We start from the raw sequence: 14225 nt of genomic DNA, 5'->3' as shown, positions 1-14225 counted from the left end.
CTGCAGGCATCTGAATAACGCCAACGTCATCGCAGCGCCAACAAGCCGCCACATACTAAAAACCCCTAAGCTTCGATAAAAAAACTTAGGGGTTTTTATTTGGACAGCCGGCGGTATAACCCCACCGGCCTCGGGCCGCAAACGTATTAGAAGAACGCCTGCAAACCGGTTTGTGCACGGCCCAGAATCAGAGCGTGAACGTCGTGGGTACCTTCGTAGGTGTTGACGACCTCGAGGTTGACCAAGTGACGGGCAACGCCGAATTCGTCGGAGATACCGTTACCGCCCAGCATATCGCGCGCCAAACGAGCGATGTCGAGCGACTTGCCGCAAGAGTTACGCTTCATGATGGACGTGATTTCGACGGCAGCGGTGCCTTCGTCTTTCATGCGGCCCAAACGCAGGCAACCTTGCAATGCCAGCGTGATTTAGGTTTGCATGTCGGCCAGTTTCTTTTGAATCAGCTGGTTTTGTGCCAAGGGGCGGCCAAACTGCTTGCGGTCGAGTGTGTACTGGCGAGCGGTATGCCAGCAGAACTCGGCGGCGCCCAAAGCACCCCAGGCAATACCGTAACGAGCCGAGTTAAGGCAAGTGAACGGGCCGCGCAAACCGCTGACACCGGGCATCATTTGCTCGTCGCTGACTTCGACTTCGTCCATGACGATTTCGCCCGTAATAGAGGCACGCAAGCCGACCTTGCCGTGGATGGCAGGGGCTGACAGGCCTTTCATGCCTTTTTCAAGGATGAAGCCGCGGATCTTGCCGTCAAAATCGCCGCCAACGCACTTGGCCCATACAACGAAAACATCGGCGATAGGCGAGTTGGTGATCCACATTTTGGCGCCCGACAGCTTGTAGCCGCTGGCGGTTTTTACAGCACGCGTTTCCATGCCGCCAGGGTCGGAGCCGTGGTTGGGTTCGGTCAGGCCGAAGCAGCCGATCCATTCGCCGCTGGCCAGCTTGGGCAGGTACTTCTGTTTTTGCTCTTCGCTACCGAATTCGTTAATAGGCACCATAACCAGTGACGACTGCACGCTCATCATGGAGCGGTAGCCGGAGTCGACGCGTTCGACTTCGCGGGCGATAAGGCCGTAGCACACGTAGTTCAGGCCCGAACCGCCGTATTCGGTGGGAATAGTAGCGCCGAGCAGACCGAGCTCACCCATTTCGCGGAAGATGGCTGCATCGGTTTTTTCGTGACGGAAAGCCTCGAGAACGCGAGGGGCCAGTTTGTCTTGGGCGTACGCATAAGCGGCGTCGCGCACCATGCGCTCTTCTTCTGTAAGTTGCGAATCGAGCAACAGGGGGTCTTCCCAGTTGAATGAGGGGGCCGATGACATAATGAGGTGCTCCGTAGGGATATGTTTAGGTTTAAAGTATTTTTGCCGAAAAAACGGCCGCTGACAAGCGGACTGCGGCGAGTAGCAACAGGTTATGTGAGTTATAAGCACAATGCAATTGATAAAATTGCACAATGTCGTGACAAATGCGCACGTTGAATCTATTGCGGGGAAACAATGAGAAACGGTGTACCCAATCTTGGCGCGTTGCAAGCCTTCGAGGCCACAGCACGCCTCGGGTCGTTCTCGCGGGCGGCCGAAGAACTTGCATTAACCCATAGTGCCGTATTCCGCCAAGTAACGGGCCTTGAAGAACGCCTGGGCGTGGCACTGTTCAACCGCGTCCGGCGCCGCATCGCCCTGACCGACGCCGGTGCCGAGTACGCCGCGCGCGTGCGACACCACCTGGAGCAGCTAGAAAAAGACACCGTAGGTCTGATGTCACGCGCAGGCGTCGGGCACAGCCTGCATATTGCCGTACTACCGACCCTCGCCACCACATGGCTAATCCCGCGTTTGCCGCAGTTACGTGCGCGGCACCCCGATATTGCCGTCAGCCTGTCGGTACGGACACTGCCGTTTCAGTTTGCCGACCACCCCTTCGACGCGGCCATTTACCATGCAGAACAGCCCTGGCCAGGCACGCGGGGCATCAAACTGTTCGACGAAGAAGCCATGTTGCCTGTTTGTGTGCCGCGGCTGTATGAAGCCGCCCGAAATAGCCCCGAAGGCCTGTCATCTTTACCCCACCTGCATGTGATGTCACGCCCGGATGCCTGGCGTGACTGGTATCGCACGCAAGGCCTGGCCTACAGCCCCTCTATTGCGGCCGGGCCGCGTTACGAACTCTTTACCATGGTGCTCGCGGCAGTGAATGCGGGCCTGGGCGTAGGGCTGATTCCTCGATTTTTAGCGCGCGAGGCGCTGGCCAGCGGAGCACTGGCTGTTCCCTTTGAAGGGGCTTTGCCCATGCGACAGTCTTATTACTTCAGTTACCCTGCATATGTTGAACAAGGTGATGCCCTAAAAGCATTTGAACAATGGCTGACTGAACTCGTCACCGATAGGCCACCACAAACGAAGGACACCTGATGCGACTTGGGTCGGCACTCAAACACGGCTTTGCAGGTATGGCGCTGATTCTGGGCGCAGGCTGCACTGCTATTCATTCTGATGCACCGCCCCCAGACCCTGAAGCAGCAACCGGGCGCGGCAACCACGCCCTGGCAACGGCCTCGTCGTTCATGACCTCTACCGCCAACCCATTGGCAACGCAGGCCGCCTTCGAGATTCTCAGTGCGGGCGGAAGCGCGGCCGACGCAGCCATCGCCGCACAGTGGGTGCTTACGCTGGTCGAGCCACAGTCCTCGGGCATCGGCGGCGGTGGCTTCATACTTGCGTACGATAAACCGGGCCAACAACTCATCGTCTATGACGCGCGCGAAACTGCACCGTCACGCGCCGGAACATCACGTTTTCATGATGATGACGGCGTACTTGACTATGGTGAGGCTGTCAACAGCGGCTTGTCGGTCGGCGTACCGGGCTTGCTGCGCGGCCTTGCCTTAATGCATGAAGAACAAGGACGCCTGCCGTGGGCCCGTTTATTTGAACCCGCCATTCGACTGGCCGAATCTGGCTTTGCGGTATCACCGCGCCTGCATGCCCTGATAGCAGGCAGCCGAAGCCTGCATCAAAGCCATAGCGCCCGCACGTATTTTTACGCTCCAGACGGCAAACCCTGGCCTGTCGGGCATACCCTTAAAAACCCGGCGCTCGCCGCCCTGTACCGTCGGATTGCCGCCGAAGGGGTGGACGCGTTCTACCGTGGCGCTGTGGCCCAAGACATCGTCCAGGCCGTCCAGTCGCACGATCGGCCCGGCGATTTGTCTTTGACTGATTTGGCAACCTACCAGCCTATCAAGCGCCAGGCGCTATGCGCGCCCTATCTTGCCTACAGGCTTTGCGGCCCGCCACCGCCCAGCTCAGGCCCGCTTGCCGTGATGCAAATCTTGTCGATGCTTGAGCACACGCCTGTGTTAAGCCATCCGCCCGATAGCGCGCAGGCCGTCCATTATTTTGCCGAGGCGGGCAAGCTGGCTTATGCCGACCGCGATATCTACATTGCCGACCCAGCCTTCGTGCCGGTGCCTGTACAAGGCTTGCTGGACCCCAGCTATCTAGGTCAGCGTGCGGGGCTGATCAGCACAAACCAGGCCATGCCTAAAGCCATGCCGGGGCAACCGCCGGGCGCTGACCTGGCACGCTTTGGTACCGACAACAGCCCCGACACGCCCTCAACAACACATGTCTCGATTGTCGACGCCGAGGGTAACGCCGTATCAATGACGACCTCTGTCGAGTCGGCCTTTGGCAGCAAACTATTTGTTCGCGGGTTCTTGCTCAATAATCAGTTAACCGACTTTTCGTTGGCAGGCACCGACGATCTGGGCCGCCCTTTAGCCAACCGGGTCGAACCGGGGAAACGTCCTAAAAGCGCCATGTCGCCGATGATGGTGTTTAAAGATGATACGTTACACATGGCTATAGGAGCACCCGGGGGCACGGCCATCATCAATTATGTGGCCAAGACGTTGCTGGGTGTACTGGGGTATGGACTGGATATACAACAGGCGATTAACCTGCCTAACCGCGGCAGCCGCAACTATGGCACCGAAATTGAAGCAGACACGTCGTTGACTGGGGTTGTGGCCACGTTAAAAGCCATGGGGCACCGTGTTACCGAACGGGCCATGCCCAGCGGCCTGCAAGGCATTGTCATTACACCCGAAGGCCGCCTGCATGGCGGCGCAGACCCTCGTCGTGAGGGTCTGGCACTGGGGCAATAAGAACGTCAGGACGTGGGCGTCGCACCCAAGTCAAACAGGCTGGTCGCCTCGAGCTCGAGCACTTGTTCATCGCGCTGATTGAACATGCTCCATGTCCAGCGCAAAATGCCCAGGTCATCGCGCGACGAAGACACACGCACCGAGTCGACACGCATTTCGAGGCGCAAAGCATCACCGGGACGCGTCGGGAGAATCCAGCGGACTTTCTCAACGCCTGGCGACGCAAAGCTTTCGGAATCGTGCAAAACGGCATCGACAGCCATGCGCATGGCCAAGCTACAGGTGAGCCAGCCGCTGCCAATAACACCGCCCCAGCGGCCGTCTTTAGACGCAGCCGGGTCGGTATGAAACCACTGTGGATCGTACTTTTTAGCAAAGTCGATCATTTCAGCTTCAGAAAGAACGACGGGCGGGTGGTGCAACACCTGCCCCACTTGAAACTCACTGAATTTCATTTCACACAACCTGTATCTAGGAAGTTAGGAATTAGTAAGTTTCGAAGTGTAGCCGACCTTTGGCTTTAAGTTCAGCGTGGACCGATTCCCATTTCTGGCCGCTGGCCGTAACAATATCTTTAAAGGCGGCCAGCACACCCTCTTCCATGCCTTTCAAGCCGCAAACATAAATGCAGGTTTTGCTGTCGTTCAACAGATCGAGCACATCGTCAGCACGTTCGCGGATGAGGTCTTGAACATACTGCTTGGGCTTATCGGCATCACGCGACAAAGCCAGGTTGATATCGATGAAATCTTTGGGCAGGTTCATGAGCGGGCCAAAGTACGGCAGTTCGCGCTCGGTACGAGCACCAAAGAACAGCATGAGCGTACCGTCGTACTTGTTGTCTTTGGCCAGACGACGGCAGCGTTCGGTCATGGCACGCATAGGCGCCGCACCTGTCCCAGTGCAGATCATGATGAGATTGGCGTCGGGCAAATCGGGCATCAAGAAGCTGTTGCCGAAGGGGCCAATGACCTTGACGACGTCGTTTTTCTGCAGGTCGCACAAGTAGTTTGAACACACCCCGTTAACGGCATTGCCATCGTGGTCTGCAGTTACACGCTTAACGGTAATGGATAAATTGTTGTAACCCGGGCGCTCGCCATCGCGCGGACTAGCGATAGAGTACTGGCGCGCGTGGTAGGCACGCCCCTTCGCGTCCGTACCGGGCGGGAAAATGGCGATAGACTGGCCCTCGAGCACCGGCATGGGGTGGTCGCCGAAATCGAGCACAATGTGGTGGATATCGCTTTCAGTATCACTGCCGGTAACGCGGTAGTTACCCACAACGGTCGCCGACACCGGGTTCTTGTGGGTGTACAAGTTGACGTACGGGTGTGCAGCCGACCAGGGCGGAATCGTGGCGCCGGCGGCTGTAAAAGGCACGTTCTCCAGATCGGTGGCATCGTTGGCCACGGTGGTCGAACGCGCATCAGCCACGGGCGCATCTACGGGCTCTGACAAATCTTGGGCAACGCCCTCGGGCACCTCTTGGGGCTCGGGCAGTTCGTCCCAGGTGTACTGCTCTTCAATCGAGTAGGTATTGCTGCTGACGACCTGAATCCAGTTGTCGATGGCGCCTGTGGGGCACGGCGGCACGCAAGCCATACAGTCATTACAAATGGCGGCATCAACCACGTAGTTATTGCTGTCGTGGGTGATCGCGTCGATCGGACAGGTTTCTTCGCACGTATTGCAGCGAATACAAATTTCAGGGTCGATCAGGTGCTGTTTTTTTACGGTAACGGCCGACGCTGCTGTCATCAGGAGTCTCCTAGCTGGACGCACAGCGGCGAGATTGCCGGCCCATGCGACTTTTTATATAAAACAAATGCTAAATCGATAATCGGGCGGATGCCAAGCGCATACGCCCGATTACGAGGTTACCACCGGTACATCAATTAGTTGAAGCGGATGTATTCGAAGTCGATGGGTTGACGGTTAATGCCCATGACCGGTGGTGCGATCCAGTTGGCGAATTTGCCGGGTTCGACAACGCGACCCATCAGCGAAGCCACGAAAGCGCGGTCTTCGGGGGTGGGCAGCCATTTGTCGACGTTGGCATTCCATTGCTCTTCGGTCAGTACGTGACCATCGGGCGAAACACGAATACCCGACAAAGTACCGATTTTGCGGTTGAAGGCCTTGTGCGGCACAGTCAGACGGAAATCGACACCTGCTTTTTCGAGCACCTTGTTCCAACGAGCAACACCAGCCATCGAGTCTTTGATGTAGTCGTCGCGCAGCACTTCGTTCAGTGCGTTGAGCATAGGCACTTCGACTTCGTTCAATTGACCGTTTTTGACTTCCAGCACACGGTAGGTGTCGTTCTTCAGAACGTGATCATCGGTACGCTTGCCTTCTTCGTAACGACCTTTCAGGCCGGTGGTGTAGAACGTAGCAGCGTTAGACGATTGGTCGGCACCGAAAAGGTCGACGGTTACGCTGAAGTGGAAATTCAGATAACGCTGGATGGTCGGCAGGTCGATAACACCAGCACGACGGATCGCACCGGGGTCGTCAGTCTTGAGCTCGTTCATGACCTGCGCGGTACGCTGAAGAACACGCGACACGCCCGATTCGCCCACAAACATGTGGTGCGCTTCTTCGGTCAGCATGAACTTGGTGGTGCGAGCCAGCGGATCGAAGGCCGATTCGGCCAGAGCACACAACTGGAACTTGCCGTCGCGGTCGGTAAAGTACGTGAACATGTAGAACGCGAGCCAATCGGGGGTCTTCTCGTTGAACGCGCCCAGAATACGGGGGCTGTCTTCGCTGCCCGAGTTACGCTGCAAAAGTGCATCGGCTTCTTCGCGGCCATCGCGGCCAAAGTAGCGGTGCAGCAGGTAAACCATGGCCCACAGGTGACGGCCCTCTTCAACGTTCACCTGGAACAGGTTACGCAGGTCGTATTGCGACGGCGCGGTCAGGCCCAGATGGCGTTGTTGCTCGACGGACGCCGGCTCGGTGTCGCCCTGCGTAACGATGATACGACGCAGATTTGCGCGGTATTCACCGGGCGCATCTTGCCAGGCTGCTTCGCCCATGTGCTCACCGAAGTGGATCTTGCGATCTTGCTCGGGCGGCGTCAAAAAGATACCCCAACGGTAATCAGGCATTTTGACGTGTTCAAAGTGAGCCCAGCCGCTTGGGTCGACGCTGACTGCTGTGCGCAAGTAAACGTCCATGTTCTGCGACGATTCGGGGCCCATGTCTGCCCACCACTTGAGGTAGTTAGGCTGCCAATGTTCGAGCGCACGTTGCAACGTACGGTCGCTGGACAAGTTGACGTTGTTGGGGATTTTCTCTGAGTAGTTGATACCGGACATCTTGTTGACTCCTGTTAGTTTCAATCGTCGCAGATTTACACACGATTCCAGTCGAAGCTGGGTTTCTCACCTTTGCCGTACAGCTTGAGGGCGCCTTTGTCACCCGAAGCGTTGGGCCGATAGAAAATCCAGTTCTGCCAGGCCGACAGGCGACCAAACACACGGGTTTCCATCGTTTCTTTCACACCAAAGCGCAAATTGGCCTCAAGACCCGTCAGCGAGTCAGGCGACAAGGCACGGCGCTCTTCGAGTGCGATACGCACTTCGTCGGCCCAATCGATATCGTCAAGTGCGAAGGTGATAAGGCCAAGTTTCTCGGCTTCTTGTGCCGACAATTTCTGACCCATGACGGCACGTACTGCGTCAAGAGCCGGCGCTTCTTCGTAGAAGCGGCGTTCGAGGCGCGACTGCGCGCTGACCATGGGGTAGGTACCAAAATTGAGGTCGTTAACCACGATCTGTGCAGGGGTGTCGGTCTCGGGGTCGTCGAGCATGTAGGTACGGTCGGCTGACAGCGCCAGCTCGAGCAGCGTGCCGGCAAAGCATGAACCTGGCTCGATAAGAGCAAACAGCGAACGCGAGGTGACATCGAGACGTGCCAGCGTGCGACGCAACATGCCGGTGGTTTCGCGGACGAACCAGTGATCGGCAAATTTTTTGAGGGTTTCGTCGGCTGCCAGCACGCGTGCGCTGTCGCCTTCGGTTTTGAGGATCCAGGTACCGACATCAAGTTCGTTGGTACGCAATTGCAGGATGGCATCGTCGAGTTCGCGTGCCATTTGCAGTGGCCACCAGGCGGCGCCCTGGGCTTCGATACCGGCGATATCGGTGGGCACATCGGCCGACGGCGACTTGACGGTCAGTGTGGCAGTGCGCAGTTCGCGGTCGATGACAACCTGAACGTACTGATAAGTGATTGAATCGGCGGCATCTTCGCGCTTGAGCGGCGTGAGCGCAACGCCCTTGCCATCGGCGGGACGATCGCTGGTTGCGGCCAGTTCGGCGGCACGCTTTTTGACGCCTTCTTCGAACTGAGCAGGCTTGATAATGTCGTCGACCAGACGCCACTCTTTGGCACGTTCGCCACGTACACCTTCGACCAGTGTGCAGAAAATATCGGCACGATCGTGACGCACCTTGCGCTTGTCAGTCACGCGAGTCAGACCGCCGGTACCGGGCAATACGCCAAGCAGCGGGACTTCGGGCAAAGATACGGCCGAAGAACGATCGTCGACGAGCAGGATTTCGTCGCAAGCCAGGGCGACTTCGTAACCACCACCCGCGCACGCACCGTTTACCGCGGCAATGAATTTGATACCGCTGTTACGGCTGGTGTCTTCGATGCCGTTACGGGTTTCGTTGGTGAATTTGCAGAAGTTGACCTTCCAGGCATGCGAAGACAGACCCAACATGAAAATATTGGCACCAGAACAGAAAATGCGGTCTTTCTTGCTGGTCAACACCACGGTACGCACTTCGGGATGCTCGAAGCGGATGCGTTGCAGGGCGTCGTGCAGCTCGATATCGACCCCCAGGTCGTACGAGTTGAGCTTCAACTTATAACCAGGACGCAAACCAGCGTCTTCATTAACGTCCATTGCCAGCGTGGCAACCTGACCGTCAAAGCTGAGGTCCCAGTGTTTGTACTGGCTGGGGTCGGTGCGAAACTCTACGCGGGATGCGGCTTCAGTCATGGAAGGGTCTCCTCTTTGGTAACCTGAATAATAATGCATCTAATGAATTTGTGTGCATAATAATGCAACATTAGCGGGTCGTCAACACGGTTCATGCAAAAAAATGCATGTTTGCACTAAAATGCAGCTAGACCAGAGATAGCCCCGCCAATTCGCGGATGTGGTTGCGCAGCCCTTCAAAAGCCTCTGAGAGACTGAGCTGACTGGTCATGCACACGTAATCGGCCTTGGAATAAAACGCCTCGCGCCCGGCCAAAATGCGCTTGAGGTCGGCCATGGCTTCGTTGTTGCCGGCCATGGGTCGGAAATCGCCCTGAGCCATCACCCGCGCCATGTGATCTTCGGGCGTGGCCTTGAGCCATACGGTGTAGCAATGCGAAAGCATTACATTCATGGTGGCCGGTTCGGACACAATACCACCCGGCGTCGCCAGAACCATTTCAGGATATAACTGCAGGGCTTCTTCGAGGGCACGCTTTTCGTAGCGGCGATAGGCCGTGGGCCCATAAAGACTGTGAATTTCAAGAATGCCGCAACCCGCGACACGCTCGATTTCGTCGCTGAGTTCGATAAACGGATAACCGATGTCGGCCGCCAGCATGCGGCCAATGGTTGACTTGCCTGCGCCGCGCAGGCCCACCAGCGCAATTTGCTTGCTACGGTTTTTACCGACCTGCCCCACCTGACCGGCGAACAACTGGGCAAGCGTTTCGCGGGCACGCTGCAGATCGTGCTCAGACCGACCCTGCAGCAACTCGCGAATGAGCAGCCATTCGGGGCTGGATGTCGTGACGTCACCGACGATTTCGGCCAACACGCAATTAAACGCCTTGGCAATTTGCAAAAGCACCAGAATAGAAACGTTGCCCAACCCACGCTCGAGATTGGCCAGGTGGCGCTCGGACACCTGCGCCGCCCGGGCCAATTCTTTGCGCGTCATGCCACGAATCGAGCGCAAACTGCGAACACGCTCACCCAAGGCAATAAGGTAAGGGTCTCGGTCCTGCCCGCCAGCGTCCTCGCGGGCCTCGAGCGGTTGCCTTAGTGCTTTATTGTTCACTCTGATTAACCCTAATGAATGGTATGACATGCATTATAATGCTTGACAATATTGAAGAAAAGCCCTAATTTTTAACCTTGTCGCGATAACTTGGCCGACGCAGCAAGCAGTTTAATGCCAAGTCCGCATTGCAGTATTTTGCTTGTCGCGCCGGCAGAACAGGAAACCATAACAATGACCCCCGAGACATTTCAGCAGCTGATCAAACAGGTCACCGACCACATTGGGTCGCGTCCCCTGGATAACGCTTTGCAAAACGACCTGAATACCGCCTTCCCGGCCGGCGGGTCGATGTACAACGACATTGTCGCGGCCTGTAAAACCGGCGTTGCCGAAGGCTGGATGTGCCAATACGAGGGAGGCGGCATTCGTTACGGCCGCGTCATCAAACCTTCAGAGTCTCTCAACGGGTACTCGGTTGATGTCGTCGACATGAACGACCTTGCCGGTCCGCACCATCGTCACCCAAACGGTGAAATCGACCTCATCATGCCCCTCGACAACGGTGCCGAATTCGACGGCCATCCGGCTGGGTGGCTGGTTTACGGCCCCGACACCGCTCATAGCCCCACCGTGCGCAAAGGCCGCGCGCTGGTGCTGTACCTCCTGCCGCAAGGCGCTATCGAATTTACCCGGCGCTAACCCCCAAAAGGCTTGACCAAACTGCCCCGGCGCACCGCCGGAAAAGCGTCAGGCCAGACGGTTCGCCCCTGTCGTGTACGTGTATTGCGCCGACACGACGTTAACCCCGGTGGCTATGCCCGCCCCACTGTAAAGAATATTGTCATGAACAAACTCGCAAACTACCTTGAAGGTCGCTGGCAAGAAGGCGCCGGCGCTGGCAGCCCGGTGCTTGATCCGGTAACGGGCGACACCCTGGCCAGCGTCACCGCCGATGGTCTCGACATGGCCGCCGCCTACGCGTTTGCCCGCAACCAGGGCGGTGCCGCTCTGCGTGCCTTGTCTTATGCACAACGGGCCGAGCTTCTCGGGGCTATCGTCAAGGTCTTGCAAGCCAACCGCGACAAATACTTCGATATTTCGTTAAAAAACTCGGGCACCGTACAAAACGACAGTGCCGTCGATGTAGACGGCGGTATCTATACCCTGTCGTACTACGCCAAGTTGGGTAGCAAGTTGACTGCGGGCCAGCTAATGGCCGACGGCACTGCCGACGCACTGGCGCGCGACAACGCCTTTGCCACACAGCACATTCTGGTACCGGTGCGCGGTCTTGCCTTATTCATCAACGCTTTTAATTTTCCGTCGTGGGGGCTCTGGGAAAAGGCCGCTGCCGCATTACTTTCGGGTGTGCCGGTAGTCATCAAGCCCGCCTCGGCCACCGCCTGGCTTACCCACGAAATGGTTAAAGACGTCATCGACGCCGGCATTTTACCGGCCGGCGCCCTCAGTATCGTATGCGGCCGCCCCGCCAATATGCTCGAAGCGCTTGATTCGCTCGACGTTGTCTCGTTCACCGGTTCTGCCGACACTGCCGCTTCGTTACGCAACCATCCTAAAATCAAACTCGAAGGCGTACGCTTCAATGCCGAAACCGACAGCGTCAACAGTGCGCTGCTGGGCCCCGACACCGACGACGACGCCATGGGGCTACTCGTGCGCGAAGTGGTGCGCGAACTCACCATCAAGTCGGGCCAAAAATGTACCGCGATCCGTCGTATTCTGGTACCCCAAGCCCGCTACGCTGCTGTCGCCGCTGCGTTGGCCGACAAACTCAAAGGCATTACCGTCGGCGACCCGCGCATCGAGGGTGTTCGCATGGGTAGCCTGGTCAGTACGGCGCAACGCGATGCCATTGTGGCCGGCATTCAAAAGTTCGAAACCTGCAGCGACATTATTTTCGACGGTCGCAAAGACATCAACATCCAGGCCGAAGGCAACCAACACGCCATTGTTCCCCCGGTCGTGTTCGGCACGCAAACCCCAGACACCCATCCTTTGGTCCACGAAATGGAAGTCTTCGGCCCCGTTGCCACGCTCATGCCTTATCGCGATACCGACCACGCCTTGACGCTAGCCCGGCGCGGCATGGGCTCGCTGGTTGCCTCGGTGTACAGCAACGACCCCGATTTCCTGGCCCAAGCCGCCATCGGCCTGGCCGAAAGCCACGGACGCGTTCACCTGATCAACAACGATGTCGCCAAAGTCCACACCGGTCACGGTAACGTCATGCCGCAGTCAAACCACGGCGGCCCCGGGCGTGCAGGTGGCGGCGAAGAGTTAGGCGGGTTGCGCGCTTTGCGTTTCTACCATCGGCTTTCAGCCATTCAGGGCGCCCCCGGCGTACTCGAAAAAATCGTGAACTAAACACCTGCCCCCGGCGTCACATAAAAACATACACAAGACGCCGGGTACTGATTCATCCTGGAGACAAAACAATGCAAGCCTGCCCTGCAGAACTGAATTACGCCCGCTACCTGACCGAGCTCAACCAGACTCGCGCCGATAAAACGGCTTATATCGACGACAACCGCCGCATGACGTACGGCGAGCTCGCGACTCGCGTCTCGACCTTCGCCGGGTTGCTTAAAAATCTGGGCATACGCCGGGAAGAGCGCATTCTGCTGGTTATGCACGACACCATCGACTGGCCCGTGGTGTTTTTAGGCGCAATGCACGGCGGTGTCGTTCCTGTCGCCGTTAATACGCTGCTTACGGCCGAAGACTACGCTTACATGCTCGAACACAGCCGGGCACAAGCCATCTTCACATCGCCTGCCCTGCTCGACACCGTCCAAAAAGCGGTCAGCCAATCTAACAACGAAGTGCGCCACATTGTGGTGGCGGAAGGCGGCAATACATTGCCGGCAGGTATCGACAGCTTCGAGTCGCTCATGGATCGCGCCCCCCAGGCGCCTGCAGTCAACACCAAAGCCGACGAAATTGCGTTCTGGCTTTATTCGTCGGGCTCAACCGGCCAACCCAAAGGGGTCGTCCACTGCCACGCCAACTTATGGCACACGGCCGAGCTTTATGGCAAACCCGTACTGGGCCTGAAAGAAGACGACATCGTTTTTTCGGCGGCCAAGCTGTTTTTTGCCTATGGGCTCGGCAACGGTTTGACATTCCCGTTGTCGGTCGGCGCCACAGTCGTACTAATGGGCGAACGCCCCACCCCCGACGCTGTTTTCAAACGCCTGACTCAACACAAACCTACTGTTTTTTACGGTGTACCCACGCTTTACGCCAGCATGCTCGCATCGCCCAACCTGCCCGCCCGTGCCGACGTCAACCTGCGCGTCTGTGCGTCGGCCGGCGAAGCGCTACCCAAAGACCTGGGCGACCGTTTTACCCGGCACTTTGGATGCCATATCCTCGACGGGATTGGTTCCACCGAAATGCTGCACATTTTCATTTCGAACCAGACAGGCGACGTACGCTACGGTACGACAGGCAAACCCGTGCCGGGCTACGAAATTGAATTGCGCGACGACCACGGCAAGGCAGTCCCGGCCGGCACCATAGGCGACCTTTACATCAAGGGTCCCAGCGCCGCCATTATGTACTGGAACAATCGGGCCAAAACCCGCGAAACCATGCTGGGCGACTGGCTGAAAAGCGGCGACAAGTACATTTGCGACGCCGAAGGCTATTACACCTATGCAGGTCGCAGCGACGACATGATCAAAGTCAGCGGGCAGTATGTTTCACCCGTCGAAGTTGAAAACGTGCTGATCGAACATGAGTCGGTACTCGAGGCTGCCGTCATTGGGGTTACCGACGACCAAGGCCTGGTTAAAACAACGGCTTACGTCGTACTGCGCGAAGGGAAAACGGCTGATGGCGGTATCGAAACCGAGCTGCAGGCCTATGTTAAATCGCAACTGGCCCCGTTCAAATATCCGCGTACCATTCATTTTGTCAACGAGCTGCCCAAAACGGCCACCGGCAAAATCCAGCGTTTCCGTCTGCGTCAGCGCCAGGAGCAATAAGAT

At 57.4% G+C, this 14225-nt stretch carries 10 protein-coding genes and 1 pseudogene; 5 read left to right on the top strand and 6 right to left on the bottom strand.

Annotated features, from left to right (window positions below):
• Positions 1-146: 146 nt before the first annotated feature.
• Positions 147-1340: pseudogene (locus CHR62_RS07010) on the bottom strand (acyl-CoA dehydrogenase).
• A gap of 177 nt (positions 1341-1517) precedes the next feature.
• Here CHR62_RS07010 and CHR62_RS07005 point away from each other — a divergent pair.
• Together CHR62_RS07005 and ggt are read left to right on the top strand one after the other, a co-directional pair.
• Positions 1518-2432 (top strand): LysR substrate-binding domain-containing protein, encoded by a 915-nt coding sequence (locus tag CHR62_RS07005; protein WP_093969272.1) that lies wholly within the window; start codon positions 1518-1520, stop codon positions 2430-2432.
• Positions 2432-4189, top strand: a complete 1758-nt coding sequence (ggt, locus tag CHR62_RS07000; RefSeq protein ID WP_123660454.1) for a gamma-glutamyltransferase — start codon at positions 2432-2434, stop codon at positions 4187-4189. The genes CHR62_RS07005 and ggt overlap by 1 nt, the downstream gene beginning before the upstream one ends.
• 5 nt (positions 4190-4194) lie before the next feature.
• Here the strand turns inward: ggt and CHR62_RS06995 are convergent, their stop codons facing one another.
• The 5 genes from CHR62_RS06995 to CHR62_RS06975 form a co-directional block, all read right to left on the bottom strand.
• Positions 4195-4644: a MaoC family dehydratase gene (locus CHR62_RS06995; protein ID WP_123660453.1), complete on the bottom strand. Its 450-nt coding sequence runs from the start codon at positions 4642-4644 to the stop codon at positions 4195-4197.
• Positions 4645-4675: 31 nt separating this feature from the next.
• Positions 4676-5950, bottom strand: a complete 1275-nt coding sequence (boxA, locus tag CHR62_RS06990; RefSeq protein ID WP_093969275.1) for a benzoyl-CoA 2,3-epoxidase subunit BoxA — start codon at positions 5948-5950, stop codon at positions 4676-4678.
• A gap of 137 nt (positions 5951-6087) precedes the next feature.
• Positions 6088-7515 carry a benzoyl-CoA 2,3-epoxidase subunit BoxB gene (boxB, locus tag CHR62_RS06985; protein WP_093969276.1) on the bottom strand — a complete coding sequence of 476 codons (1428 nt, stop codon included), beginning with the start codon at positions 7513-7515 and terminating at the stop codon, positions 6088-6090.
• Positions 7516-7550: 35 nt separating this feature from the next.
• Positions 7551-9209 (bottom strand): 2,3-epoxybenzoyl-CoA dihydrolase, encoded by a 1659-nt coding sequence (gene boxC, locus CHR62_RS06980; RefSeq protein ID WP_093969277.1) that lies wholly within the window; start codon positions 9207-9209, stop codon positions 7551-7553.
• 127 nt (positions 9210-9336) lie between these two features.
• On the bottom strand, positions 9337-10269 hold the full coding sequence (locus CHR62_RS06975) for a helix-turn-helix transcriptional regulator (RefSeq protein ID WP_233574901.1): 933 nt from the start codon (positions 10267-10269) through the stop codon (positions 9337-9339).
• A 174-nt stretch (positions 10270-10443) separates the two neighbouring features.
• On the opposite strand from CHR62_RS06975, the gene CHR62_RS06970 reads away from it, so the two are divergent.
• From CHR62_RS06970 to CHR62_RS06960, 3 genes are all read left to right on the top strand, one after another.
• Positions 10444-10911, top strand: coding sequence for a DUF4863 family protein (locus tag CHR62_RS06970; RefSeq protein WP_093969279.1), 468 nt, complete (start codon positions 10444-10446; stop codon positions 10909-10911).
• Between the two features lie 144 nt (positions 10912-11055).
• Positions 11056-12597, top strand: coding sequence for a 3,4-dehydroadipyl-CoA semialdehyde dehydrogenase (locus CHR62_RS06965; RefSeq protein ID WP_093969280.1), 1542 nt, complete (start codon positions 11056-11058; stop codon positions 12595-12597).
• Between the two features lie 71 nt (positions 12598-12668).
• A complete protein-coding gene (locus tag CHR62_RS06960) occupies positions 12669-14222 on the top strand; it encodes a benzoate-CoA ligase family protein (protein ID WP_093969281.1) in 1554 nt (517 codons plus the stop codon).
• Positions 14223-14225 lie beyond the last annotated feature (3 nt).

Source organism: Pusillimonas sp. NJUB218 (assembly GCF_003788685.1).
GTDB lineage: Bacteria > Pseudomonadota > Gammaproteobacteria > Burkholderiales > Burkholderiaceae_B > Neopusillimonas.
This window is presented reverse-complemented; position numbering and strand designations above follow the sequence as displayed.

Excerpts from the sequence above, each read along its gene's own strand:
- CHR62_RS06965 (WP_093969280.1), top strand. The coding sequence starts at position 11,056 with ATGAACAAACTCGCAAACTACCTTGAAGGTCGCTGGCAAGAAGGCGCC.
- CHR62_RS06960 (WP_093969281.1), top strand. The coding sequence starts at position 12,669 with ATGCAAGCCTGCCCTGCAGAACTGAATTACGCCCGCTACCTGACCGAG.
- CHR62_RS06995 (WP_123660453.1), bottom strand. The coding sequence starts at position 4,644 with ATGAAATTCAGTGAGTTTCAAGTGGGGCAGGTGTTGCACCACCCGCCC.
- CHR62_RS06970 (WP_093969279.1), top strand. The coding sequence starts at position 10,444 with ATGACCCCCGAGACATTTCAGCAGCTGATCAAACAGGTCACCGACCAC.
- boxB (WP_093969276.1), bottom strand. The coding sequence starts at position 7,515 with ATGTCCGGTATCAACTACTCAGAGAAAATCCCCAACAACGTCAACTTG.
- boxC (WP_093969277.1), bottom strand. The coding sequence starts at position 9,209 with ATGACTGAAGCCGCATCCCGCGTAGAGTTTCGCACCGACCCCAGCCAG.
- ggt (WP_123660454.1), top strand. The coding sequence starts at position 2,432 with ATGCGACTTGGGTCGGCACTCAAACACGGCTTTGCAGGTATGGCGCTG.
- CHR62_RS07005 (WP_093969272.1), top strand. The coding sequence starts at position 1,518 with ATGAGAAACGGTGTACCCAATCTTGGCGCGTTGCAAGCCTTCGAGGCC.
- boxA (WP_093969275.1), bottom strand. The coding sequence starts at position 5,950 with ATGACAGCAGCGTCGGCCGTTACCGTAAAAAAACAGCACCTGATCGAC.